At 42.1% G+C, this 22726-nt stretch carries 18 protein-coding genes; 10 read left to right on the top strand and 8 right to left on the bottom strand.

The window, feature by feature from the left end; genetic code table 11:
* Positions 1 to 175: 175 nt before the first annotated feature.
* Positions 176 to 685 (top strand): hypothetical protein, encoded by a 510-nt coding sequence (locus tag GX654_11110; protein NLD37406.1) that lies wholly within the window; start codon positions 176 to 178, stop codon positions 683 to 685.
* Between the two features lie 3 nt (positions 686 to 688).
* Here the strand turns inward: GX654_11110 and GX654_11105 are convergent, their stop codons facing one another.
* Positions 689 to 1339 carry a TonB family protein gene (locus GX654_11105; protein ID NLD37405.1) on the bottom strand — a complete coding sequence of 217 codons (651 nt, stop codon included), beginning with the start codon at positions 1337 to 1339 and terminating at the stop codon, positions 689 to 691.
* 278 nt (positions 1340 to 1617) lie between these two features.
* Here GX654_11105 and GX654_11100 point away from each other — a divergent pair, with 278 nt between their 5' ends.
* The 3 genes from GX654_11100 (at position 1618) to GX654_11090 (ending at position 4408) form a co-directional block, all read left to right on the top strand.
* A complete protein-coding gene (locus tag GX654_11100; GenBank protein ID NLD37404.1) occupies positions 1618 to 2871 on the top strand; it encodes an MFS transporter in 1254 nt (417 codons plus the stop codon).
* Between the two features lie 140 nt (positions 2872 to 3011).
* Positions 3012 to 3776, top strand: a complete 765-nt coding sequence (locus GX654_11095; protein ID NLD37403.1) for a hypothetical protein — start codon at positions 3012 to 3014, stop codon at positions 3774 to 3776.
* A 41-nt stretch (positions 3777 to 3817) separates the two neighbouring features.
* On the top strand, positions 3818 to 4408 hold the full coding sequence (locus GX654_11090; GenBank protein ID NLD37402.1) for a methyltransferase domain-containing protein: 591 nt from the start codon (positions 3818 to 3820) through the stop codon (positions 4406 to 4408).
* Between the two features lie 16 nt (positions 4409 to 4424).
* Here the strand turns inward: GX654_11090 and GX654_11085 are convergent, their stop codons facing one another.
* A complete protein-coding gene (locus tag GX654_11085) occupies positions 4425 to 4622 on the bottom strand; it encodes a PepSY domain-containing protein (protein ID NLD37401.1) in 198 nt (65 codons plus the stop codon).
* Between the two features lie 228 nt (positions 4623 to 4850).
* On the opposite strand from GX654_11085, the gene GX654_11080 reads away from it, so the two are divergent.
* A complete protein-coding gene (locus tag GX654_11080; protein ID NLD37400.1) occupies positions 4851 to 6392 on the top strand; it encodes a hypothetical protein in 1542 nt (513 codons plus the stop codon).
* Positions 6393 to 6430: 38 nt separating this feature from the next.
* Positions 6431 to 8491, top strand: coding sequence for a hypothetical protein (locus GX654_11075; GenBank protein NLD37399.1), 2061 nt, complete (start codon positions 6431 to 6433; stop codon positions 8489 to 8491).
* A 215-nt stretch (positions 8492 to 8706) separates the two neighbouring features.
* On the opposite strand, the gene GX654_11070 is transcribed toward GX654_11075, so the two are convergent.
* Positions 8707 to 10380: a thiamine pyrophosphate-binding protein gene (locus GX654_11070; GenBank protein ID NLD37398.1), complete on the bottom strand. Its 1674-nt coding sequence runs from the start codon at positions 10378 to 10380 to the stop codon at positions 8707 to 8709.
* A gap of 349 nt (positions 10381 to 10729) precedes the next feature.
* On the opposite strand from GX654_11070, the gene GX654_11065 reads away from it, so the two are divergent.
* From GX654_11065 to GX654_11050, 4 genes are all read left to right on the top strand, one after another.
* Positions 10730 to 11470: a DUF169 domain-containing protein gene (locus tag GX654_11065; protein ID NLD37397.1), complete on the top strand. Its 741-nt coding sequence runs from the start codon at positions 10730 to 10732 to the stop codon at positions 11468 to 11470.
* A gap of 141 nt (positions 11471 to 11611) precedes the next feature.
* Entirely contained in the window at positions 11612 to 12781 is a 1170-nt protein-coding gene (locus tag GX654_11060; GenBank protein NLD37396.1) for an alkaline phosphatase family protein, read from the top strand.
* A gap of 64 nt (positions 12782 to 12845) precedes the next feature.
* On the top strand, positions 12846 to 13151 hold the full coding sequence (locus tag GX654_11055) for a hypothetical protein (protein NLD37395.1): 306 nt from the start codon (positions 12846 to 12848) through the stop codon (positions 13149 to 13151).
* 32 nt (positions 13152 to 13183) lie between these two features.
* Complete coding sequence (locus GX654_11050) at positions 13184 to 14824, top strand: AarF/ABC1/UbiB kinase family protein (GenBank protein ID NLD37394.1); 1641 nt, start codon at positions 13184 to 13186, stop codon at positions 14822 to 14824.
* Here GX654_11050 and GX654_11045 read toward each other — a convergent pair.
* From GX654_11045 to GX654_11025, 5 genes are all read right to left on the bottom strand, one after another.
* Positions 14821 to 17883, bottom strand: coding sequence for an efflux RND transporter permease subunit (locus GX654_11045; GenBank protein NLD37393.1), 3063 nt, complete (start codon positions 17881 to 17883; stop codon positions 14821 to 14823). The two genes, GX654_11050 and GX654_11045, sit on opposite strands and share 4 nt — an antisense overlap.
* Entirely contained in the window at positions 17884 to 19056 is a 1173-nt protein-coding gene (locus GX654_11040; GenBank protein ID NLD37392.1) for an efflux RND transporter periplasmic adaptor subunit, read from the bottom strand. It lies immediately after the preceding gene.
* A gap of 4 nt (positions 19057 to 19060) precedes the next feature.
* Positions 19061 to 20449, bottom strand: coding sequence for a TolC family protein (locus GX654_11035; protein ID NLD37391.1), 1389 nt, complete (start codon positions 20447 to 20449; stop codon positions 19061 to 19063).
* A gap of 5 nt (positions 20450 to 20454) precedes the next feature.
* Positions 20455 to 20955 (bottom strand): MarR family transcriptional regulator, encoded by a 501-nt coding sequence (locus GX654_11030; GenBank protein NLD37390.1) that lies wholly within the window; start codon positions 20953 to 20955, stop codon positions 20455 to 20457.
* Positions 20956 to 21201: 246 nt separating this feature from the next.
* Positions 21202 to 22725: an HDOD domain-containing protein gene (locus GX654_11025; protein NLD37389.1), complete on the bottom strand. Its 1524-nt coding sequence runs from the start codon at positions 22723 to 22725 to the stop codon at positions 21202 to 21204.
* Between the last annotated feature and the right edge of the window lies 1 nt (position 22726).

Genomic DNA, 22726 nt, shown 5'->3' with positions numbered 1-22726 from the left:
TTCGATAAGCATGAATCATATCCTCCTTCCCATAGGTTAGTCACCAACAGGAAGTACTTGATTTGATTCATGCTTTCAAGTTTTTTATTAACCTGGCACCCACAAATTCTTGTGAGGAGCCAATTTTCTTTTGGTTTTAAGGTCAATTATAACTTAAAAAGATAAAGGAGATACCATGAAACGAACAATCTTAACCATGTTAACAGTCTCTGTACTATGCCTTTCTGTTTCAACCGGTGCAGCAGGTTCAGGTGAGTGCAACCGTGAATGCCTGGCAGGATTTATGACAAAATATCTTAATGCCCTTACTGCTCATGATGCCTCAAAACTACCTACGACTAAAAATGTAAAATATACTGAAAACGGGGTGCGTATTAATCTTAATGACGGCCTGTGGAATACCGCATCTGCCATGCCCACCTATCGTGTAGATGTTATAGATGAAAAAACAGGGCAGGTAGGGCTTCTTGACAGGATCAATGAAAATGGAAATAATAACTGGTATGCTGTAAGGCTCAAGGTTGAAATGGGTGCGAAGGTCTCAGAGATAGAGGCCCTGATTGTCCGTTCTGTTTCTATGGCCCCTTCACCCGAAGGGGGCGTAAAGGAGCCAACTGATCCCCATCCACTTATGATGCAGATTATTCCTGAGGATGGGCAAGCGGAGATGCGAGTTTTTGGATAAAGACTAATTAAGTCTGAACCCAATCGGAAGAACTGCGTAACATTTTACCTTTTTCGTATTCACTACCGCTGGGTCAAATTTGTATTTAACGATAGCCGCAAGTGCTGCCTGCTCAAAGACACCAGCCGGTTCAGCCTTTATTACTTCAGGGTTCTGAACCATTCCATTTTCATCCACGACAAAACGCAGAACCACATTGCCTTCAATCCCTTTTCTCTGTGCATCATAAGGGTATATTGGGGTAAAAGGCCGAATTACGCGGGGTTTGCGGTCAACCTGGCTAAGTGTATATATATCAGGAATCTTTCGAGGTGTTGTAATAATATCCCCTGATTTTACAACAGGTATCGGGACATTGCCAATTTTATTTATACCAGTATTAAGGTCCGGCAACGCTTCATATTGAATCCTTTCAGGTAGAGTATTATTTACAGGGTTAATAGGTTTTGGAGTAATTACCTCTTCCTCAATCGGATCAGGCAGATCTGCTGGAGGAACATAATTAATAAACATTGGTTTATGTTTTACATTGGGTGCTGGAGGGGTGAATTTTACAAGCTGTACGCAAAGTATGAGAAGCAAACCTGTTATTATTAATGCTGCTAAACCGTTTAAGATGGGAAAGTTGATGCCTGGGTTTCGTAGTGTCGTCATAGTTACTCTCCTTTCAAAATTATGTTTAACTGCTTTTTCCTATTCGCTTCTCCTTTTTCTCTTTTATTTTATCTTACTCTTTGGCCTTATAATAATTATTTCACCATACAGAGTCAACTACTAAAATGAGTTTTCTTGACAAAGAGATAGAGCAACAATATTATACGCCCGCGATAAATCATAAAAATATATTTTTTTTGTCCTGCCCCTTGCAGGGACTTCTCATTAACCATTTTTCGTCCGTTATTCCAATAGGATAACGTAAAAAAGGAGGTCCAATGAATCAGCAATCTACAGCAATCCCGAAAACTCCAGCCTATGCCTGGGGAATAGTGTTTGCACTTTACATGGTTACATTGTCGGCAACTCTTAATTTGTTCAAGGTGCCGCCACTGATGGTCACACTAAACAAGGAATTTAGTGTGACATTTGTCGAAACAGGTGATCTGATGGGCATCTTTTCGATCATGGGATTTGTTCTTGCTCTTCCTGCCGGCTTTATTCTTAAAAAATTTGGAATCAAGATGACTGCATTGATTTCTGTTGCCGCAGTTGCAATAGGGCCTACAATTGGCGCCCTAGCAACAACATTTTTAATGCTCAAAGTAGGACGGTTCATCGAAGGAGTGGGGATGGGGCTGATTATGGTAACTGCGCCACTGGCAATCAGCATATGGTTTCCTTTACAAAAAACATCTCTACCCACAGGAATATGGGCAACCAGCGTTGGAATAGGTAATATAGTTATGTTGCTTATCGCACCATTAATTGATGCATCCTTCGGCTGGAAATATGTATGGTGGTTATGCGCTGGTTTTTCTGCTCTCTCCTTTATTATATTTGCAATTATGTTTCGTATGCCCAGGGCAGATGAAATGGCGCCCGCACCTGCTCCGCCTCCAGGAGAGGATGCCTCTCCCAGCCTGTTACAGGGGATGGCTAACCGCAGTTTCTGGATGATTGGTATCGCGTTTGGCTGCTATAACCTGGTTGTTATGGCAGTAACTAATGTTTACCCGTCATTCCTGATGGAATTTAGAAATTTTCTTCCGACTTTCGATAAAGGTCCTCTTATGTATGCTTCTTTTGTCACCGCTTTTGTATTTGGGTTTTCAATCATTTCATCACCGATCGGAGGCTGGATATCTGACACTATCGGTAAACGTAAGATTATGATTATTATTCCCTTTACCCTTGTGACCTTAACCTTCCTTTTCCCATTTAAAGTTGAAGGCAATATGATTCCTCTGTATACCTTCGTATTTGGTATTCTGCACGGTCCTCTCGCAGCGGTACTTCTTGCTTCAGTTCCTGAAGTGGCAAAGAAACCCCAGTTCATCGGAATAGGTATGGCTATAGCTATTTTCGTTCAGAACATAGGTATGTTTGTTGCCGGTATACTTTTTCCACGAATTCAGGAGGCTTATGCCGCAACAGCAGGATTACAGGAAAGCTGGGCAATTGCAGGTTACTGGATGATTCCTTTTTGTGTGCTTGGAATTATTGCCACCCTGTTTGTAAAAGTACGATAACTACCTTTGAGGTTGTATGATTTTCAGGTCGTAGTCTTTTGAAGTACAAAAAAACATAAAGACTACGGCTTTTTTCACTATCCTGTGTGCGATTAAAAACAGGATTTCATTTATGAAAAAACAGAATTACAGGTGTTCCAATGGCATTAAATTTAAAGAGAGTGTGGTATACGGTTGTTTTAGCATTGTTCTTTTCATGTAATGTGTCCCCAAGCGGTAATAATGCTGTTCTCCCGAAAGACAGTAAAAAATCAGTAGACAGACTCACACAGGCAGGCATCCCTGTCCAGACCGATCCGAATGGTCATATCCGCTGGATAGAGGCAAAAAATGGTGAGTTTAACGACAAGGCAATGAGTTATCTTCCCCATCTTCCTTCTCTTGAATGGCTTGAGATCGGTAAGGGTGAAATATCAGCTAAAGGGTTAAAACATCTTAAAAAGTGCATTTCTCTCAAACGGCTCTACATACATGACACCAATCTTGATGGGGCCGATTTTTCCTGGATATCCAGTCTTACTAACCTTGAGGCACTGGCCCTTCAGAATACAAATATCGATGGCGGGGTGTTAAAAAAAATCAACGCTGTTGACACCCTGAAGGTGCTGAATCTAAGCGGGAACAGGATTACAGACAAAGATATGGTTGAGATATCACGTTTCAAAAATCTTGAGGTGCTTTCTGTTGCCGACACACAGATTTCAGGGCAGGGTATAAAGGCTCTATCCGGGATGGCAAGGCTAAATGAATTGAATATTGAAAAATGCTCAATATCGGATATGGATCTATCCTATTTTATATCCATGCCAAACCTGCGTATCGTGTATGCGGAGGGTTCGGGCCTGAATGATATGGCGGTTCGGGATGTTATTATGAGGTTTCCATCCCTTGCTATTTTTCGTTGAAACTGATTTTATCAGCCTGAAACCGAGAGGAGAGAGATACCATGAAAAAGATCAAATTTTCTGTAAAGTTTATTATCCCGATTATCTTTTTTTTATGCCTGCCAGTGCTTTTTGCAGGGGAGGGCACAGAAGAGCCGATATTTATACAGACACCTGATGTGGTTTATGTAGGGTCACCATATGACATTGTTTCCCAGATGCTTCACATGGCAGGGGTGAAAAAGGATGACCTTGTTGTTGACCTTGGATGCGGAGATGCAAGGATGCTTGTTCTGGCTGCGCAGAAATATGGCAGCAAAGGGATAGGTTATGAGATTGACCCGGTTATGGTTCGGGAATCCCGAAAGAATGCAGATAGAAATAATGTTTCAGACCTTGTAAAGATTATCCAGGCAGATATCTTTACAGTGGATATAAGTGAGGCGGATGTGCTCCCGATTTATCTTCTACCTGAAATGAACTTAAGACTTTTACCACAGTTTGAGACCCTCAAACCCGGTTCAAGGCTTGTGTTTCACAATTATGATCTGTTCGGATATATCCCTGATAAAAAGATAGAGATCATATCAAACGAGGATAACTCAGAGCATACATTATGGCTTTATACAACACCTTTAAAAAAGGCCCAGTAAGATACATTTCCACTACTTAAATTGGATAACTGCAACCGGAAGATGTTGGGAACCGGGAGTTGGGTTTATAATGCAGATTTTTTTTATTCGCCCAGTTTGTAATCTGCTTCTGATAGGTGAGTGCTATACCTGTAACAGGCATTATCATCACGATAATTCCGGTAACTATGCCTGTTAATAGATACAGCCAGAATAATATTTTTTGTAATGGCATCGCTCCCCCATGATTAATTTTGATCAGGCATGAAATAGTTATCTTCCTTTCGATTATCATTAATCGGCTGGAAAGGGTTTATTTGGTAGCTCTACAATGAGGCAATAATTTGATATGAAACTGTAGATATAAGAAAAGGGTGGCGGAAAATATCAAAAAGGTTTAATAATACCATTGTATTGCACATAGCTGTCCTTTTAAAAAACACATAAATAGGGGTAATATTAAATGAAGAAACTCTATCTCGTATCGTCTATATTTTTTCTAATATTATTTTGTTATTCATGTTCTAAAGATGTTAATGGCGAGATCAGCCATTTCAATGTAACAGGGCCTGTCAATGTGACTGATGGATCATATCCCTTTAATGGGGCAGACCAATCTGTTGTGCCGCAGAATATTGCATCCTCGGGTTACATAGAAGAGGAATATTTTGTAAGCGGGAAGGCAAATGTTTATGATTATGATCCAGCAGGAAAGGTTATAGTAAAATGGGCTGATGCACCATACACTACAAGGATACTCGTAAGGCGTCCGGAGGATAAATCACGGTTCAGCGGTAATGTGGTTCTGGAGTTAAATAACCCGACAAATATGTTTGATATGGATCTTCAATGGATGTTTTGCAGGGATTTCTTTATAGAGAATGGCGACATATGGGTTGGTATTACAGTAAAACCCATTGCACTTGAGGCACTCAAAAAATTTAATCCTGAGCGCTACAGTGTATTATCAATGGATAATCCTGCGCCAAAAAAGGAGAGATGTGAAATAAAACCTTCAACCCTCAATGATACAACAAAAGAGACAGAAAACGGCCTTGTCTGGGATATTGTAAGCCAGGTTGGTAAACTGCTTAAGGGCAAGGATTTAAACCCTTTAAAGGGGTATGATGTGAAATACCTTATTGCCACTGGCTATTCACAGACAGGTGGCTACCTTACAACGTATATCAATCTTATACACCCGCTTGATACTGCAAAAATGGCTAATGGCAGGCCGATATTTGACGGCTACATGATAGGTGATGGCGATGCCTTTATTGTACCCTTAAACCAGTGTGTAGATGCTGTGCCCCCCGGAGAAAGGGGTGTAACAATAAAACCAAGTGGTGTACCTGTAATAAGCGTGGTTACCCAGGGCCTGCTTAACTCTACAGTTGTAGCCAGACGGCCTGACAATGATGAGCTAACTGACAGATTCAGAAGGTATGAGATACCGGGCGCAGCCCATGTAAATAAAAAAAGCATGGATAACTCGCCTAATTCTGCTGATTCGGCCAGGGCGGGTGTGCCTGATACAGTAACAAAATGTGAGGGTATTGATCAATACGGGGTGACTGATTTTCCATTAGAGTTTTTCATGAACAGCGCCTATCAGAATCTTTACGCATGGATCAGAACTAATACCCCTCCGCCAAAGGCAGAGCCTATCGTAACAGAAAAGGCCCCTGGCAAAAATGGAATAACAATAAAGCTTGATGAACATGGTAATGCCCTTGGAGGTGTAAGGCATCCTTATGTTGAGGCGCCTGCGGCAACATATTTCGGAAACAGTAAGGCACTGGATGAGGCGAGCGGATTTTTCTGTTCCCTTGCAGGGTATAAGGTGACCTTTGATGCTGAAAAGATAAAGGCTTTATACCCGGCTAAGCAGGATTACCTTAAAAAGGTATATGATGTTACAGACAAGCTGGTGGAAGAGAGGTTCTTAACAGAATCTGATGGGGAGAGGATAAAGACAGCGTCCAAGGATATTAATGTGTGGTAATGAAGCAATGTAAAATTGTGATTGGAGAGATAATTTACATGCCCCGAAATCTTAAAATATTTGTTACACTAATCCTGCTTACATGTACTAATTCCTATGCTGAACTCACACTCAAAGAGCTTCGCACTGCATCAAAGGATGTTCTTGCACTAGTTTTTACCAGTGACATTATTGATATCAATGAAGCGGATATCAGTAACACGGCTGCCTGGAAAATTAACAGAGCGCCTGCAAAAGGGATATATAAGTATGTCATGCAGGCTGACCCATGTGATCATCATATCTATATAAAGACTGAACCGCTTAAGGATGGCAAAGAATATCTGGTGGAAACCCCTTATGGGGATAAAAGGTTTGTATTTAACTCCGCTGATATCCTTTGTGAATCTATAAAGGTTAATCAGGCGGGTTACAGCGCTTTATCAAAAACGCGGTATGCAAATTTCGCAATCTGGCTTGGTACTGGTGGAAGCCAAAAAATAGATGGGAATATACCGGGTTATGAAGTAATTCAAACCTCCTCCGGTAAGAGTATTTTAAAAGGTCAGCTTAATGAGATTGGCAATGATGAATCATCCGGTGATTTTGTCTATCGTATTGATCTATCCAAAGTGCCTGAGGGCGGACCATATAAAATAGTTGTAGAAGGCTATGGCGCTTCATATCTATTCGGGGTAGGGGGTGAGTTTTTAAAACGCGCTGCCTATCTACTGTTCCGTGCCCAGTATTTGCAGCGGTGCGGGTGCCCCATACATAATCCTGATATCAGAGAAAAACCATGTCACACCATTATTTATGATGTTGACGGCCCGATAGGTGAGGCAAATATCGAGGTTAAGGGTAATGAAAGAGAGTTCAGGGTTTACGGCGGATACCATGATGCAGGAGATGCAGACAGAAGGGCATATCATATCTCAAACCCGATAATAAATCTGATGATATATGAGGCATTCCCTGAATATTTTTATGACAACCAGTATGACATCCCCGGAGAATTCGATTCTGAATATAATATCAAGAACTATACAAATAATATCCCGGATATAATCGATGAGGCAGAATGGGGCGCACTTCCATGGGAATATCTGCAGAATGAAGATGGCAGTGTTCACTTTGGTACTGAGACAAAGGGGTATCCTGAACCATTTGCTGCTCCAATGGACAGGGATACTAAAAAATACGGGACTGTAGCCATAGATGCAAGGGCCACTACGACATGCGCGGGGCTCTTTATGCATCTTGCAAGGATAATAAAGCCCTATAAACCGGAAAAATCTGCTCAACTGTTTGACCGGGCGGAAAGGGCATTAAAATATAGTGAAAAGGATATGGCTGCGCCTGAAAGGCTCTATTATTTTATCCAGAAATATTTGCTTACAGGAAGTGATGAGGCACATCAAAAGGTAAAAGAGCTTTACAGGGCGGCTGAAGCACTTAAAAAGAATATTTATGCTACACCGGGTTATTCACTGAATGATGCGGGTTTTGATAACCCTGCGTATATCTATTCCTATATCGTCGAAAAAAGGTTGCCTGTTGATCCTGAGGTAGTTCAATTTTTTACAAATGCCATTAAAGAGGCTGCTGACAGCAACATAGATGAATTGAGGAAACATGCATATCCAATAGGGAATAATTCAAAATCAGGAGGCTGGGGGCACAATGTAAGACAGCCACTCTATGCATGCGCGCCTATGCTTTATTATCGTCTCAGCGGAGATCAGGAATATCTGGATGCTGCATCTGAGTTCATGGATTACAAGCTCGGACTCAATCCCCTAAATATATCCTATGTGACAGGGCTGGGTTTTAACCAGGTGCATAATCCCCATGACCGTGAGAGTGCCTATACCATATCAAAAGGATGGGGTCCAAAACCTGGTATCACGGTATTTGGTCCGGGCATACCGGGGTGGAGTGGTGGAAACGCAAAGGTGCTTCCTGCAGTAAAAGAACTCTCCAGTGAACGCCTTTACGTAGATGACAGGGAGTTGATATCATTTAATGAGTTTACCATCTTTGAGACAATGACTCATGATGCCCTTTATACAGTGCTGGCAAACGGTGGGAAGTGGGATGGGGAGGATCCATATAAATAGAAAAAGGGTTCCAGGGGTCGAGTGGTAACGGTTCACATACCCAAATGCCGGGTAGACACGCGGGTCCACCCCTACATTGTTCAATGGAATACAGAACAAATTATCTTTTCATTGCCTTTTTTTCCGATTGGAGGTTGAACATTGAACGTTCGATGTTGGACGTTCATCTTTTCCACTTGAACCCTTGGCACCTTGAATCCTGGACCCCTCTTTTTCTACACCTTCGGTTTATTCTCAATAAACACCTCGACAAGCCTGGGATGATTATCCTTAACCGCATCATTAAGAGCATTTTCAAGTTTTCCCGGTTCTTTGACCTGAACCCCGTTGACACCCATTGACTCTGCCAGTTGTTTAAAATCAATAACAGGTTCATCTATATCCATGCCGGCATGCTTTTCAGTAAGTACATAATCGCCCAGCACATGTCTTCTTACCAGTTTCACCTGCCTGTAGACCCCGTTATTTGTAATCACAAATGTTACAGGGATATTATACCTTGCAGCGGTCCATAAACTCTGCATGCCCCAGGCAGCGCTGCCGTCACCGCACACTGCTATGATTTTTTTACCAGGAGCGCCAAGGGATGCACCCATTGCACCGGGAAGACCCCAGCCTATGCTTCCGCCCTTGCGGGCACGAATAAACTGCCAGGCATTTTTTAGGTCAACAACCTGCCTGAGCATCTGTGAAGATGACCAGCAATCATCAACAATAATAGTATTCTCATTTGTAAGCTTATCTATCTCCTTCATGAGCCTGGATACTGCAATCGGGATGCTGTTTTTTTCGGATTCAATCTGTTTTTTAAGAGTATTGGTTTTTTCAGTTTTTTGCTTTTCTATTTCTTCTTTTCTATTTTCTATTTTCCTGGTTATCTCTTCCGAAAGCCTGTTTTCAAGGGCGCTGTTAAGATCAGTTAACACCTGTTTGATATCGCCCTGTATACCGCAGTCAGTCACCATGTTTTTACCGAGTTCCCACGGGTTTTCATCAATATGCATAATCCTTATGTTTTGCGGCAGTATATCTTCAGGGTTATAAAAGCTGGGACTGAAAACTGAACAGCCCACACCAATCAGGAGGTCAGCATCCTTAAGGGTCTCTTTTGTGCCTGGCATTGAGGGGTCAAGGTCACCCATATACTGTGGATGCCTTACATGAAAATTCACATCTGACATCCATGCCTGATAAACCCTTGCGCCCGTCAGCTCTGCAAATCTTACAACCTCATTTAAGGCATTGCATCTTGTAACACCGCTTTCTACCATGATTACCGGATTATTAGAGGCCTTTATCAGGTCAAGGGCCTTTTGAATAGCAGACTCATCTGCCCTTGTTCCTGAATAGATCGTACTTTTTTTTCTTCCGGTAAATTCTATATCCTGATTCATTATGTTCTGGGGCAGGGATACAAGAACCGGCCCCTGTGGGTGCTGTAAGGCCATCTTGAATGCACGCTGAATAATCATGGGTATATCTTCAGCATGATGTATCTCTGTGCACCACTTGGTAAATATCTTGCCCATGCCTGCAATATCGCCTGTAAGATGGGGGTCCTGCTGTAAAAGCCTGGTATCCTGCTGACCCGCGGTAATAACAAGGGGAACACCTCCTGCCTGTGCATTGTATAGCATGGCAAGTGCTCCGGCAACACCCGGCCCTGTATGGAGATTTAAAAAACCTGGCTTGCCTGTAACCCTGGCATAGCCTTCGGCCATACCTGCTGATACCAGTTCATTAAGGCCAAGTATATATTTTATACCGGTTGTTTTTTCCAGTGCATCCATAAAGAGCACCTCTGTTGCCCCTGGTATACCAAAGACATATTCAACACCTTCACTCTTTAATACCTCTATTAATGCCTCTGCACCTTTCATTTTTGGCATTTATCATCTCCTTATCATTTATAATCGATCTGCTTCTTTTTTGAGATACAACAATATATTAATTATATATATCCTTTCAAATAATATTTTATATGATAGGATAAATCTCTGTGAATATAGCAATGTATAAGTTGTGATATTCCGGATGAAAAAACAAAAAACTGGATTACCCGATCAAGTCGGGTAATGACGAAGATGGAATTGGATTGCCCGATCAAGTCGGGTAATGACGTGGACGAAAGACCGGATTACATGATAAAGGCAAATTTAGAATTCGTCATTCCACAGCTTGACCGTGGAATCTAGTAGTTTTATAGTTAATCCTTAATAATTCAAAGGAGAAACCAAAATGACATCCATATCGGAATTTAATTCATATGGTGAAGAGTTGGAGAGAAAGTTTGCTCTTCGCACTGCCCCGATTGCTGTAAAGATGCTTAAACCGGAAGATACAATACCTCCAGGCGCAATCAGGCCATCAATTGACCTGGGTCATCCTGTTGCACAGTGCCAGTCATTTGCATTATCACGAAGAGATAACAAGACAATTGCCATGCTGAAAGAAGACAATAACTGCTTTGCCCCATTAATTGCCTATGGGCATGTGGAGAGGCCTGAGGACCCCGAATACAGGCTTTTTATGCGGTTTCCGGCCTTTGAAATAGGTATATATAAAGGGATTGTCTCAGCTCCTTTAAAGACAGTAAACTTTGAACCGGATGTGATAATCATCTATTCAAATTCGGCGCAGATGAGGGGGCTTATTATGCCTCTTCACTTTATGCAGAAGGAGGATGATGTTATGTACCACTTTTTTCCGCCGGTATGCTCGTATCTTTTGGTACCGGTAATGCAGAAACGGAAATACATGGTTGCGCTCCCTGACCCTGGAGAACATATGAGGGCATTACCAGGTGATGATGAAATTATAATTTCATTCCCTGGTTCAAGACTTGGGGAGCTGATAGAGGGGCAGAAACTGACCGAGGGGTATAAACAGGGCTACAGGGATATTAATTATATGATGAACTATAACTTCCCGCTCCCGCCGCTTTATCAGGATCTGTTTAAGAGGTGGGGGATGGGATAAAAGCCAGGCGCAAGGTTCAGGGCTCAAGGCTCAAGGAAAGGCTGCGCAGAGCGTATAGGGCAAGGCGCTGGGAAAAAGCGTTTTAAAGATTTACCCTGCGCCCTGTGCCTTTACAAAACTTAAACCCTTTAATAGTTAATTATGACTAAATCACAAATGAAATCTACATCGTTCCTCCCTGACTATTCCGGTAACAGTATTGTTAACCTGATAAGTTCCATAAGATCGGCTTATGGAGGCGATTATCTTTATCCCCTGCTTAACGGGTTTGATATCGGGCCATTTAAAGAAAAAAACATAGTCTTTATAGTTATTGACGCCCTTGGATATAATTACCTGATGGAATATGGTGATGATACTTTTCTAAAGAAACACACCATACGAAAGATGACATCCGTGTTTCCATCAAGCACTGCCTCTGCATATATAAGCCTTATAACAGGGGTTGCGCCTCAGCAGCATGGCCTAACCGGTTGGTTCATATACCTGAGGGAGACAGGCATCATTACAAGCATACTCCCCTTTATAACAAAGGCGGGCGGTATCCCCTTAAGAAATATCCCCTTCACAGATATCTTTGATCAGGATACTGTCTTTATGGGGTTAGACGCTGCCTCATACTCGATTATTCATAAGAGCTATTCAAATTCACAATGCTCAGCATCCATAACAAAGGGTTCAAAGAAAAAGGCATATTCAGATATCAAGGGATTTTTCAGTAATATAGAAAATATCCTTGATTCAGGCGGCAACAGGAAATTCATCTTTGCATACTGGGATCAGATTGATAAAATAGCCCATGAAAAGGGGGTTAAAAGCAATGAAACCCTTGAAGAGCTAAAAAAGGTAGACACCGAAATCTCGAGGCTTGCCCTGTTACTTGATAAATACAATGCTGCCCTTGTAGTTACTTCTGATCATGGGATGGTAGATTCATCAGAAAGGCATACGATAAGGCTCTCTGATCACCTCCTCCTGAAAGATACCCTTACACTGCCTCTTACAGGAGACCCGAGGGTTGCATACTGTTATGTCAGGCCTGGCATGGAGGCGGAGTTTGAGAACTATATCAGTAAAAACCTTGAAGAGTACTGCAGTATGCATAAAAGCCTTGATATTATTGAAAAGGGTTTTTTCGGCCTGTATGAACCAAACAGGAAATTGTACCAGAGGACAGGTGACTATACCCTTATCATGAAGAAAAATTATATGATACGTGAAGCATTGTCAGGGGAAAAAAACAAGGAACTCATCGGGATACACGGGGGATTAACAGTGGATGAAATGTTTTCACCACTGATAGTTCTGTAAACTCGCTGCTTTACCACTGGCAGCTTTAGTGTTATTATTCCTGAAAACAAAAAAGGAGGTTATCATGCTTGAAGAGATAAAAAAAGGTCTACTCTCAGGGCTTGGCGCTGTGTTTCTTACAAAGGATAAGATAGAAAGGATCACGCGCACAATGGTTGATGAGGCAAAGATAAGCAAAGATGATGCCCATAACCTTAAGGAAGAACTCTATAAAACAGGCGAGCGCGAATGGTCTGAGCTTGAAGATATGTTCACAGGCATCATAAAGAAGATCATGCAAGGGCTTGATCTGTGCAGCCGGAAAGAGATGGCTGAACTTCAGAAAAGGGTAGAGGAGCTGGAAAAACGAGATAGAACAGCGGCAGAATAGAAAACCGGTAATAATTAACAGGTGAACTGAGATTGCATTTTCGTACTATCGCAAGACTGGGCAGGTTCAGAGAGGTTATCGTAACCCTGCTTAAATACGGGTTTGAAGACCTTGTACAGAGGCTTGAATTCCCCGGCATAGAACTTCTTAAAAAGGGATTCAAAGAGGGAAAGGATGTAGGTACCTATGTCAGGATCAAGCATATCCTGGAGGAGCTAGGGCCTACATTCATAAAAATAGGTCAGATCATGAGCCTCCGCCCTGATTTGCTTCCACCCGATCTTGTAAAGGAGCTCAGCAAACTACAGGATCAAGCTGCCACAGTTGATAATGGTTTAATATCAGCGATACTTGAAAAGAGTCTGGGTGGCAGTATTGATCAATTCTTTTCTGAATTTAATCAGACACCATTTGCCGCAGCATCCCTTTGCCAGGTCCACAGGGCAGTTTTAAAAAAAGAGGGCATTGCTGTAGCCGTTAAGGTACAGAGACCAGGGATAAAAAGGCTGATGGAGGTTGATCTTGATATACTAAAGGCAATAGCAGACCGCCTTCATGAACGATCAACAGAACTCAAGATATATGACCTTCCTAACCTATTCAGGGTAACAAGGCGGAACCTCCTGAAGGAGTTGGATTTTTTCAGAGAGGCAAAGAATATGAAGATTGCAAGGTCATATAAACCCGATGTTTATATACCTGAAGTGTATCTTGATTACTGTTCAGAAAGGGTAATGGTTTCGGAATTTATCGAAGGCGCAGCACTGAGTGAACCATCACTTAATATTGCTGATCCGCATACCATTGCAAAGCAGGGTTTAAACACTGCCATAAAGCAGATACTTGAAGATGGTTATTTCCATGCAGATCCCCATCCGGGGAACATAATCTATTCAACTGAAAAGGGGCTGTGCCTTTTAGACTGGGGCATGGTTGGGAGGCTTTCTGAAAGAGACCGCTATGACATGATAGACCTTATAAGAGGTATTGTTGAAAAAGACAGCAGCCTCTTAATGGATACCCTTTTAAGGATTACTGCCAAGGAAAGGGATGTGGATGACAGGGCACTTGAAAGGGAGATATCCGAGGTGCTTGATCTATTCTTTTCCGGTCCTATAAAAGGTCTGAATATAGGCCATCTGCTCCTGGCTATTACAGACATATTAAGAGAATACAGGCTTAAATTGCCATCTGATCTTGTTATCATGATAAAGGCCCTTGTAACAGCAGAAGGCACTGCCAGACAGATTTACCCGGAACTTAATGTGGTCACTGAGGCGCAAACCTATATTAGAAAAATTGCATCCAAACGCTACAGGTCAGAGATATTATGGCAGGCTGTAAAAAGGGCCTTCTTCAAATTTGTAGCCATACAGAAGGATATACCTGTAAGGATTCTAAGGATAGCAGACAAGATTGATCGTGATGAACTTGCCATAAGATTCCGCCATGAAAACCTTGAAAGCCTCAATCACACCCTTGAAAATATCTCAAACCGTGTGGCATTCAGCGTTATTATAGCGGCCCTTATCATCGGCTCATCAATGATTATAACAACCGGTATAGGTCCTTTATTCTTCGGCTATCCGGCGCTCGGGATAATAGGCTACCTCATATCCAGCCTTTTGGGTTTATGGCTTATTGTCATCATTATTCGAACAAAAAAATATTAGCTTTTTCTCCTTGTAAACATGTTGTAAATCACCGGAAGCACATACATGGTGAGTATGCCCGATACAAATATTCCACCAACAGATGCAGCGCCGCATGCCTGTCTCATTTCCGCTCCGATCCCTGACCCTGCTGCAAGCGGGAGCATACCCAGCACGGCGGCAAGTGTAATCATTGCAATGGGCCTGAACCTGTCACACGCTGCCCGTACCATTGCCTGGTGCCTTGGCACACCTTCGTTAACCAGCACATTAAGACGGTCCATTATCAGGATCGCATTATTAACAACAATGCCAATGAGCATTACACCACCCATAAGTGCAAAGAGTTCAATGCTTTTTCCTGCGGCAAAAAGACCATAAAAGATACCTATCAAGGCTAGCGGAACTGTAATCAGTATGATAAATGGCTGTTTAAAAGATTCCATGATTGCTGCCAGTGTAAGAAAAACAAGTACCATTGCAAGCATCGCTGCCTCAGATATTTCGGTCTGTGCCTCAGCCATTACCTCAAACATCCCTGAAAAGGAAAAGCGGTAACCTGGCATCAATCCGCCTTTTTCATTAAGGGCTTTTGTTATCCTGCTGACAGCCGTACCCAGCGGCATCCCATCTTCAAGGTTGCCAAAAAGCTTGGAAATTCTGAGTTTATCCTTTCTGATTATCTGTACCGGCATTGTTGTTTCTTCAATATATGCCAGGTTTTCCAGAAGAATAGGGGCGTTTTTACCAGGTAAAAGGGTATTGTTTATCTGTTCTTTACCCTCTGTTTCTGCCATTTTTACAACAATGTCATAGTTTCTTGCATTGCGTTTATATGTGCCCGCTTCAATTCCTTCAATGTTCCCTCTCATTACAATACCAAGCCCTGTTACCGGGTGGCCAATATCTGCCATTATCTCCCTGTTTGGCCTGATCCTGATCTCAGGTTTTCCTATTCTTACAGTGGTATCCTGATCAATTATCCCGTTAATATCCATTGTAAGTTCTTTTGCCTTGATCGCGAGGCTGTCAAGTACACTTAAGTCCTCACCTGCGATTTCAAGCTCTATACCTGTACTCTGTCCTCCCACTATTGTGGGGATACTGGCTGCAATGATGGCATCAGGAACATTCTCCAGGCGGCTTCGTATCTCTTTGAGCAGATCATGAATAGACTCATCTCTCTCTGTCTTATCATTAAAACTAAGCAGGACCTGAGCAAGGTTTACACCCTCTGAAGCCTGCCCAATCATACCCTCGACCTTTCCGATGCTCATGAGTACATGCCTGAGGTTTGGAAGATCTTTGAGTCTTTCCACGCAGTCGTCGACCCGTTTTTTTGTATGGTTAAGGTTGTACCAGGTGGGAAATTCCAGCTTCACAAAGATATCACCCCTGTCAGACTCGCTTACAAACCCGCTTCCCAGCCTTGATGCAATAAAGAGTGAACTGAAAAAGAAAAATGCAACTAGAATCAGCACACCAACCCCGGCAAATTTGTGCCTTTCAAGAAAAGATAAAGATTTGCCATAACCATATACTATCCTGTCAAAAAGATTGTTCCACCCCTTTTCCATTATGGCAAGGCGTGATTTTGAATTTTTATCCTTTGGTTTTAACATCAGAGAGCAGAGAAGGGGAGTAAGTGTAAAGGATATGAAAAGAGAAACAAGTGTCATTATAACCATTGAAAGGGCAAATGATTTAATGAAAACACCAACCTGGCTTCCCATTATTGATAAAGGAAAAAGCACCACAACATTTGTCCCTGCACTTGCCAGAACAGCGATAAAAGTCTCTTTTGCGCCAAGCCTGGAAGATGCTACAGGGTCTCCTGTTTCATCAAGCCTTGTTGAAATAGCCTCAAGAACAACTATCGAGTTTGTTACCAGAACACCCACAGAAAGGCCGATTGAAAGCAGTGTAAGGGTGTTAAAGGTGAACCCCATAAAATACATAAAGAAAATGCCGATGATTATAGTAAGAGGCATGGTGATTGATACAACGAGGAGCGCCCTGAAATTATAAAGAAACACAAAAAGGATCAGGGCAGTGAGTATTATCCCCTGAATAACATTTGACCAGGCGCTGCTCATGGTTGCACCGATGAATGTCCCGTCATCGGTTATCCATAAAAGCTCCATTCCTCCGGGGAGACGTTCCCTGATACTATCCATTGCAGCTTTTACACCGTTTACTACATTTACTGCATTTGCATCGGATTTTTTAACGACCTTGATAGCAACACATTGCCTCCCATCCACAACAGCCATCTGCCTCAGCTCTTCAGTGCTCATCCCAACATGACCAATATCTTTTATATAGCAACGCTGGCCATCCACGTTGGTGACTTCAAGATAATTAAGCTCTTCAACGTTGGTATAATCTGCATCATATTTTACAGAGTATTCCATGTTGTTTCCCCTGATACGACCGGAAGGAATAATTCCTACTCCCTGGCTTATGGCCTGGACAACGTTGGCACTGGTAAGAGATCTTGCAGCCAGTTTTTCTCTGTCAAGTATCACATGAACCTCTCTCTCAGCACCGCCAACAAGGGTAACATCTGCTACACCTGAGATAACCGTGATCCGGTCACGCAGCGCATTGTCCGCGTAATCATACAACTCATCTATTGGAACATCCCCTGTTAAAGCCATCTGGATGATCGGAGATGCATTGATATCATACTTGAGTATCTTGGGGTCTTCCGCATCCTTTGGAAAGTCTGCCTTTATGAGGTCAAGTTTTTCGCGGACATCGGTTGCCGCTATATCAACATCAACATCAAGGTTAAATTGAAGCATTGTCTGTGCCACATTTTCCATGCATGTAGAGGTTACATGTTTGAGCCCGTCCAGTGTTACCATCTGGTCTTCTATGGGTTTTGCAATATCGGTTTCGATCTCTGAAGGGCTTGCTCCAGGGTATATTGTGGTGATGGTTACATATGGCATCTCAGCCCTTGGCATCAGCTCCAGGCCAATCTTTCTAGCGGCATTAAACCCGAGAATGGTAAAAGCGATGATAAGGCATCCCATGGCCACAGGTCTTCTTATGGATGCATCAGAAAGAAACATTTATTTTTCCTCCCTGAGAATCGTTACAGGAGCGCCGTCAAAAAGCCGATCCTGGCCCATGGTAACTACAGGTATACCCTGTTTAATATCCTTAGAGATAATTTCAATCCAGCCGTCATTTTCAATCCCTGTTTCAACAGAAACCATTTTTGCGATTCCCTGTTGTGTTATAAATAATTTTATACCGTCGAGTTTTCTGAGCACTGTTTCACGTGGTACGCCTGTACCTGAATGCGACTGAAGAACAACTTTAATGCGGGCAATATCGCCTGAGGTAACCCCTTTGGGAGGATTTTTAATGAGGGTCTTGATCTCAAAATTCCTGAGTCTGCTGTCAATCACAGGGCTTTTATATACCACCGGAAGCTCCCCCACATCTATGTTGCCAACAGTTATTTTCATGGTTGTTTTATCGGTGATCACCTTCTGGTAATAGGCAGCAGGAAGAAAAGCTGAAACCTCAAGAACAGAGAGGTCATCTATCTGGACAATGGGGGTGCCAGCAGATACCATTTCGCCTGGCTCTTTGAACCTTTTACTTACATAGCCGCTGATAGGAGAAAGCCCCATGGAATTTTCATAATCCTTCTCTGCTATGATGTATTGTGCGCGCGCCTGTTCAAGCTGCTTTTCAGATAGATCAGCCATTGCATTTGCCTCATCAAAAGCCGCCTTTGTCTGTATGTAACGTGATTCCTGAGCTTCAAGGGCATTCTTTGTAACAGCCATGTTATCTTTGTAAAGCCTCTGATAACGTTCATAATCAAGCTTAGCCTTGTTGTAATCAGCCTCTACTCTTTTAACTGTTGAGACCCTGGCCCTGTGTGTAAACTCGGCAACCGATACAGAATGTTTTGAGATATCAACAGACTGTGCTGATTTTATCTTGTCGATCTGGAAGAGGTTTGTTTTTCCGGAAATCACCTGGTCGCCCTCCCTGACAAAGATATTATCTATAATCCCGGAAGAGCGTGCAGAAACAATAGAATAATATCTGGTCTCAAGATTACCGGATGTTTCCACCCTCTCTTCAAAGATCATTTTTCTTGTGTTTGTAACCACTACTGTAGCAATGTTTTCCTGTGATTTCTGTTTAGCATCAGAGGCGAATAGTGCATGGCCTCCTAGTAATATTATTACTATAAGCGTAAGGTAAACTGTTAAATTTTTCACGATCCTATTCCTTTCCTGTTATGCCCATAACATCAGCCATTGTAGCCGCTGCTACCTGATACCTGTAATCTGCAAGCTCCATATTGCTTTTTATTGATGTGTAATATGTTGCTGACTCAAGTTTTTTTGATGAAGTCACCATGCCTTCTTTCCATAATGACATTGTTTCATTTAAGCTGCTTTTTGCTGAATCAAGCTCCAGTTTTAACCGCTCTCTGTTATCCGCCTCACGATCAAAGGCCTGCTTTGCATTTATGACCTCAAGCATTATTTTGATGCAAGCCTGTTCGCGTTCAACCATTGCCTGTGCCTTTTCCTGTTTTGCAGCCTTATATTTATATATGTTTGCAAATCCATCAAATACGGTAAGGATGCCTGATGCCCCGTATGTTAAGATGTCACTGTACTTTAAGAATGAGTCCCTGTTATTGGTGAAGTCACCGATAAGAAATATTTTAGGGAGAAAGGCGGATATTGCCATCTTTAGGGAATCGCCTTTGGCCTCAATTCCTAAATCAGCGGCCATGAGTTCCGGCCGGTTAAGCAGCGCCGTAGTGATCATCTCAGAGAGCTCCCTTTCATCTATTGAAAGGGAAGGGGGGGCGCCAAGCGTTATCTCGGAAAGAGGATAGAGCCCCATGGCCTCAAGCAACTCTGCCTTTGCATATATTTTTTGTCTTTTTACCTCGGACAGGTTATTCTGCTGCATGGCTTTGAATGCCTGGGCCTTTTCAAGATCGCTTTTTAGAATCATGCCCTCTTTATGCAGGGCCTCCATCTCTTTTAAGAGGGCTTCTGCCTGCGCTGATGCTGATTCTGCTGCTGCATATGCTGATTCCAGTGACAGGCATGAAAGATAAAGGGCAGTGACCTGAAGCCTTATACCCTGCTTAACCCTCGTGTTTATTAGCCCCTGGATATCATCCCCTTTGCTATATGCGCTGTACAAAAACCATGTCTCAGGATTAAAGATGGCGAGTTGACCGTTGATTACAGTTACCCTTGTCTCCTGGTCAGACATGGCCATATAGGAGCTTCCTGTATAGCGCATCTGATATTTATCCGTATCTGTTCTGGTTGCTGTGATATCCACCTGGGGAAGGAAATAGGTGAAGGCGATCTTTTTATCCAATTTTGCCAGACGTGAATTTATCTCTGCAATCCTGATATCAAGGTTATTTTCAAGAGCGATTTGAATACATGAGTTAAGGTCATAGGTTTTATCCTTTGACAAAACCTGGCTGGTTTTCAGAGCGATTTCATCATTAAATTTAGTAAGCTCTGTTTTTCGTAATGCTAATGAATTTGTTGAACACCCTGTAGTTGCAGCCAAAAATGCGAAGATAATAATTCCATAACAAAATTCAGGTAAAGATTTTTTATTGGTTAACAATTGTTTTACTCCTCTGCCAGTTCCTTGATAATGCCAAGTAATTTAGAGTATATTTTACTGAGATTTTTTCTTTCATCTCCTGACATGCCTTTCATGACCCTTAAGACATGCGCATATCTTTTTGGCATTGTTTTTTTACAAAAATCAATGCCTTCCTGTGTGAGTGTTATGAGCAGCATCCTTCTGTCAATCGGATGGGATTCCCTTTTAATAAACCCCTTTTTTTGAAGAGAGTCGAGGTTTCCTGTCATGGTTGAGCGTGTAAGGTGCACCTCATCTGCCAGTTGTGCAGGTGTTAACCTCATATCAGGGTGGTTATAAAGGATTTCAAGTATCTCAATCTGCCTTACATGAAGGCCAAGTTTGGACCCGATTATATCTGTAACCATCTCTATTTCCCTGTGAAGGTCCAGGAGATAGAGACCTTCTCGCACTATATCTTTGTCTTCATCCGGCCATGCCTTTAATGATCCAATTATTATGTCAGTGTATCTTTGATCTTTCATTGGCTGTTTCCTCTATAAAGAGCTCCATTTAAGTTCGACAAAAAATAATACGGCGCAATATAATACGGTATCGTATTATAATCAAGTATTCTTAAATGAAAAATTTATCATTTATTGATTTAAGATATCAAAGGAATGATATATAGGTGTAACCACCCAATAATAAAGAAGATAATGGAAAACAGGTCTTAAAAAAAACATCGCTTGGTATTGAATTCTGAAAGTCAAAACGAGGATAATAGTTTTCTAATGGAAAATATCTGACGTTTCACTCATGCGCCTGGCAGTATCTTCTGTAATAGAATCAACCAAAGGGGGTTCAATGCCAAGCAGTATCCTTGAAAAAAGGGTAGAGATGTTAATAGAATCAGGTGTGCTTGTCACACCGAAACCTGCCTTTTTTGCGATATTGCCTGCCAGATTGGTGACAAGTATCTCCTTATCAGCAGTTGGTTTAAACTTTGGACCTGAATGAAGAAGACAGACCCGGCAATAGTCTTCACCAAAGCCCCATTTTCTCAATATGGAGCTGCCAAAACCTGTATGGGCAGCCCTCACTTCAGCGATCATGTCATCTAGATTCAGGGTTTGATCCTTGTAGTGGGCATCTCCCAGGGTCTTAAGTATCAATACCTTCCCGATATCATGGACAAGGCCCATAAAATAGTATTTTTCCGTGTCCCCTAGCCTCAATTCCCCGGCAATGCTCCTCGCGGCAAATGCGGTTGCAAGGGAATGTTTCCATAACCTTTCCATCATTTTTTTAAATATTTTGTCTTTGACCTCATAAAGGCTTTTGTTTGCTATTGTAGCTACAATGCTCTGTGTCTCCTTTGCCCCTATGCGCGGGATAGCCTGTTTTACTGTATGTATCTTCTCTGCGCCCCTGTATAGGACAGAATTTGCAACATGTATCAGCCTGACAGAAATCACTGCATCCTTTTCAATCACCTCTGCAAGCTTGTCCACACCGCTTGAAGGGGAATTGATAACATCCTGGATATTTTTAACTACTTCAGGTAATACCGGCAGATTTAAATCATTATTCCTGAATTTTTGTATTATACCGGATACAATATCTTTTATTGAACCCTTTAATATCTCCTCATTATCAAGGGGCTTTTCAGGTTCTTTCCTTACAGGTGCCGGATTGGAATTTATATCTCTATTATCCTGATTGGTTTCATCCGGTTTTATGAAGGATATAAAGCGTTCGGTTAATCCCGTGTCAAGCGTATGCCCTGATAATTTTTTCATTCCATCAAGCGCCTCATCAACACTTGATGGCTTTGAATTATTTCCATTGGTCATCAGCCTGTCATAAATGTTTATTATATGCAGGATTTTTGCCCCTATGGGTATATCACCATCTTTTAATCCATCAGGGTATCCGCTTCCATCTATGGCCTCATGGTGGTGGCGTATCACTGGTAAAATCTCTTTTAAAACATCATATTTTGATAATATTTTTTCAGAAAGAATGGGGTGTTTTTTGATGAATTCCATCTCCGATTCATTGAGGCCATTTTTCCTTGATGATATGTTGTCCGGGATAAAAACCATACCAATATCATGAAGGAGCCCCGCTATATATATCTGGTTTATCTCCTTTGAAGGGCGGTCAAGTTCCTTAGCGAACAATACACACTGGTTTGCAACCCTTGTTGCATGCGCCTTCATGGCCGGATCCTTTTTTTCAATCTCCAGCATCAGGGAGTTGATCAACTCTTTAAGTGTCCCCTGTTTATTCTCAGAAATGTTTTTTTCCATA

It is taken from the genome of Desulfatiglans sp. (assembly GCA_012513605.1).
In the GTDB taxonomy this organism is placed as follows: domain Bacteria; phylum Desulfobacterota; class DSM-4660; order Desulfatiglandales; family HGW-15; genus JAAZBV01.
Note: the sequence above shows the minus strand (reverse complement) of the source record. Positions and strands in the feature narration are given on the sequence as shown.

Coding starts and splice junctions, on each gene's coding strand:
- GX654_11075 (NLD37399.1), top strand. CDS start 6,431: ATGCCCCGAAATCTTAAAATATTTGTTACACTAATCCTGCTTACATGT.
- GX654_11095 (NLD37403.1), top strand. CDS start 3,012: ATGGCATTAAATTTAAAGAGAGTGTGGTATACGGTTGTTTTAGCATTG.
- GX654_11070 (NLD37398.1), bottom strand. CDS start 10,380: ATGCCAAAAATGAAAGGTGCAGAGGCATTAATAGAGGTATTAAAGAGT.
- GX654_11025 (NLD37389.1), bottom strand. CDS start 22,725: ATGGAAAAAAACATTTCTGAGAATAAACAGGGGACACTTAAAGAGTTG.
- GX654_11080 (NLD37400.1), top strand. CDS start 4,851: ATGAAGAAACTCTATCTCGTATCGTCTATATTTTTTCTAATATTATTT.
- GX654_11055 (NLD37395.1), top strand. CDS start 12,846: ATGCTTGAAGAGATAAAAAAAGGTCTACTCTCAGGGCTTGGCGCTGTG.
- GX654_11085 (NLD37401.1), bottom strand. CDS start 4,622: ATGCCATTACAAAAAATATTATTCTGGCTGTATCTATTAACAGGCATA.
- GX654_11045 (NLD37393.1), bottom strand. CDS start 17,883: ATGTTTCTTTCTGATGCATCCATAAGAAGACCTGTGGCCATGGGATGC.
- GX654_11105 (NLD37405.1), bottom strand. CDS start 1,339: ATGACGACACTACGAAACCCAGGCATCAACTTTCCCATCTTAAACGGT.
- GX654_11065 (NLD37397.1), top strand. CDS start 10,730: ATGACATCCATATCGGAATTTAATTCATATGGTGAAGAGTTGGAGAGA.
- GX654_11030 (NLD37390.1), bottom strand. CDS start 20,955: ATGAAAGATCAAAGATACACTGACATAATAATTGGATCATTAAAGGCA.
- GX654_11090 (NLD37402.1), top strand. CDS start 3,818: ATGAAAAAGATCAAATTTTCTGTAAAGTTTATTATCCCGATTATCTTT.
- GX654_11100 (NLD37404.1), top strand. CDS start 1,618: ATGAATCAGCAATCTACAGCAATCCCGAAAACTCCAGCCTATGCCTGG.
- GX654_11060 (NLD37396.1), top strand. CDS start 11,612: ATGACTAAATCACAAATGAAATCTACATCGTTCCTCCCTGACTATTCC.
- GX654_11110 (NLD37406.1), top strand. CDS start 176: ATGAAACGAACAATCTTAACCATGTTAACAGTCTCTGTACTATGCCTT.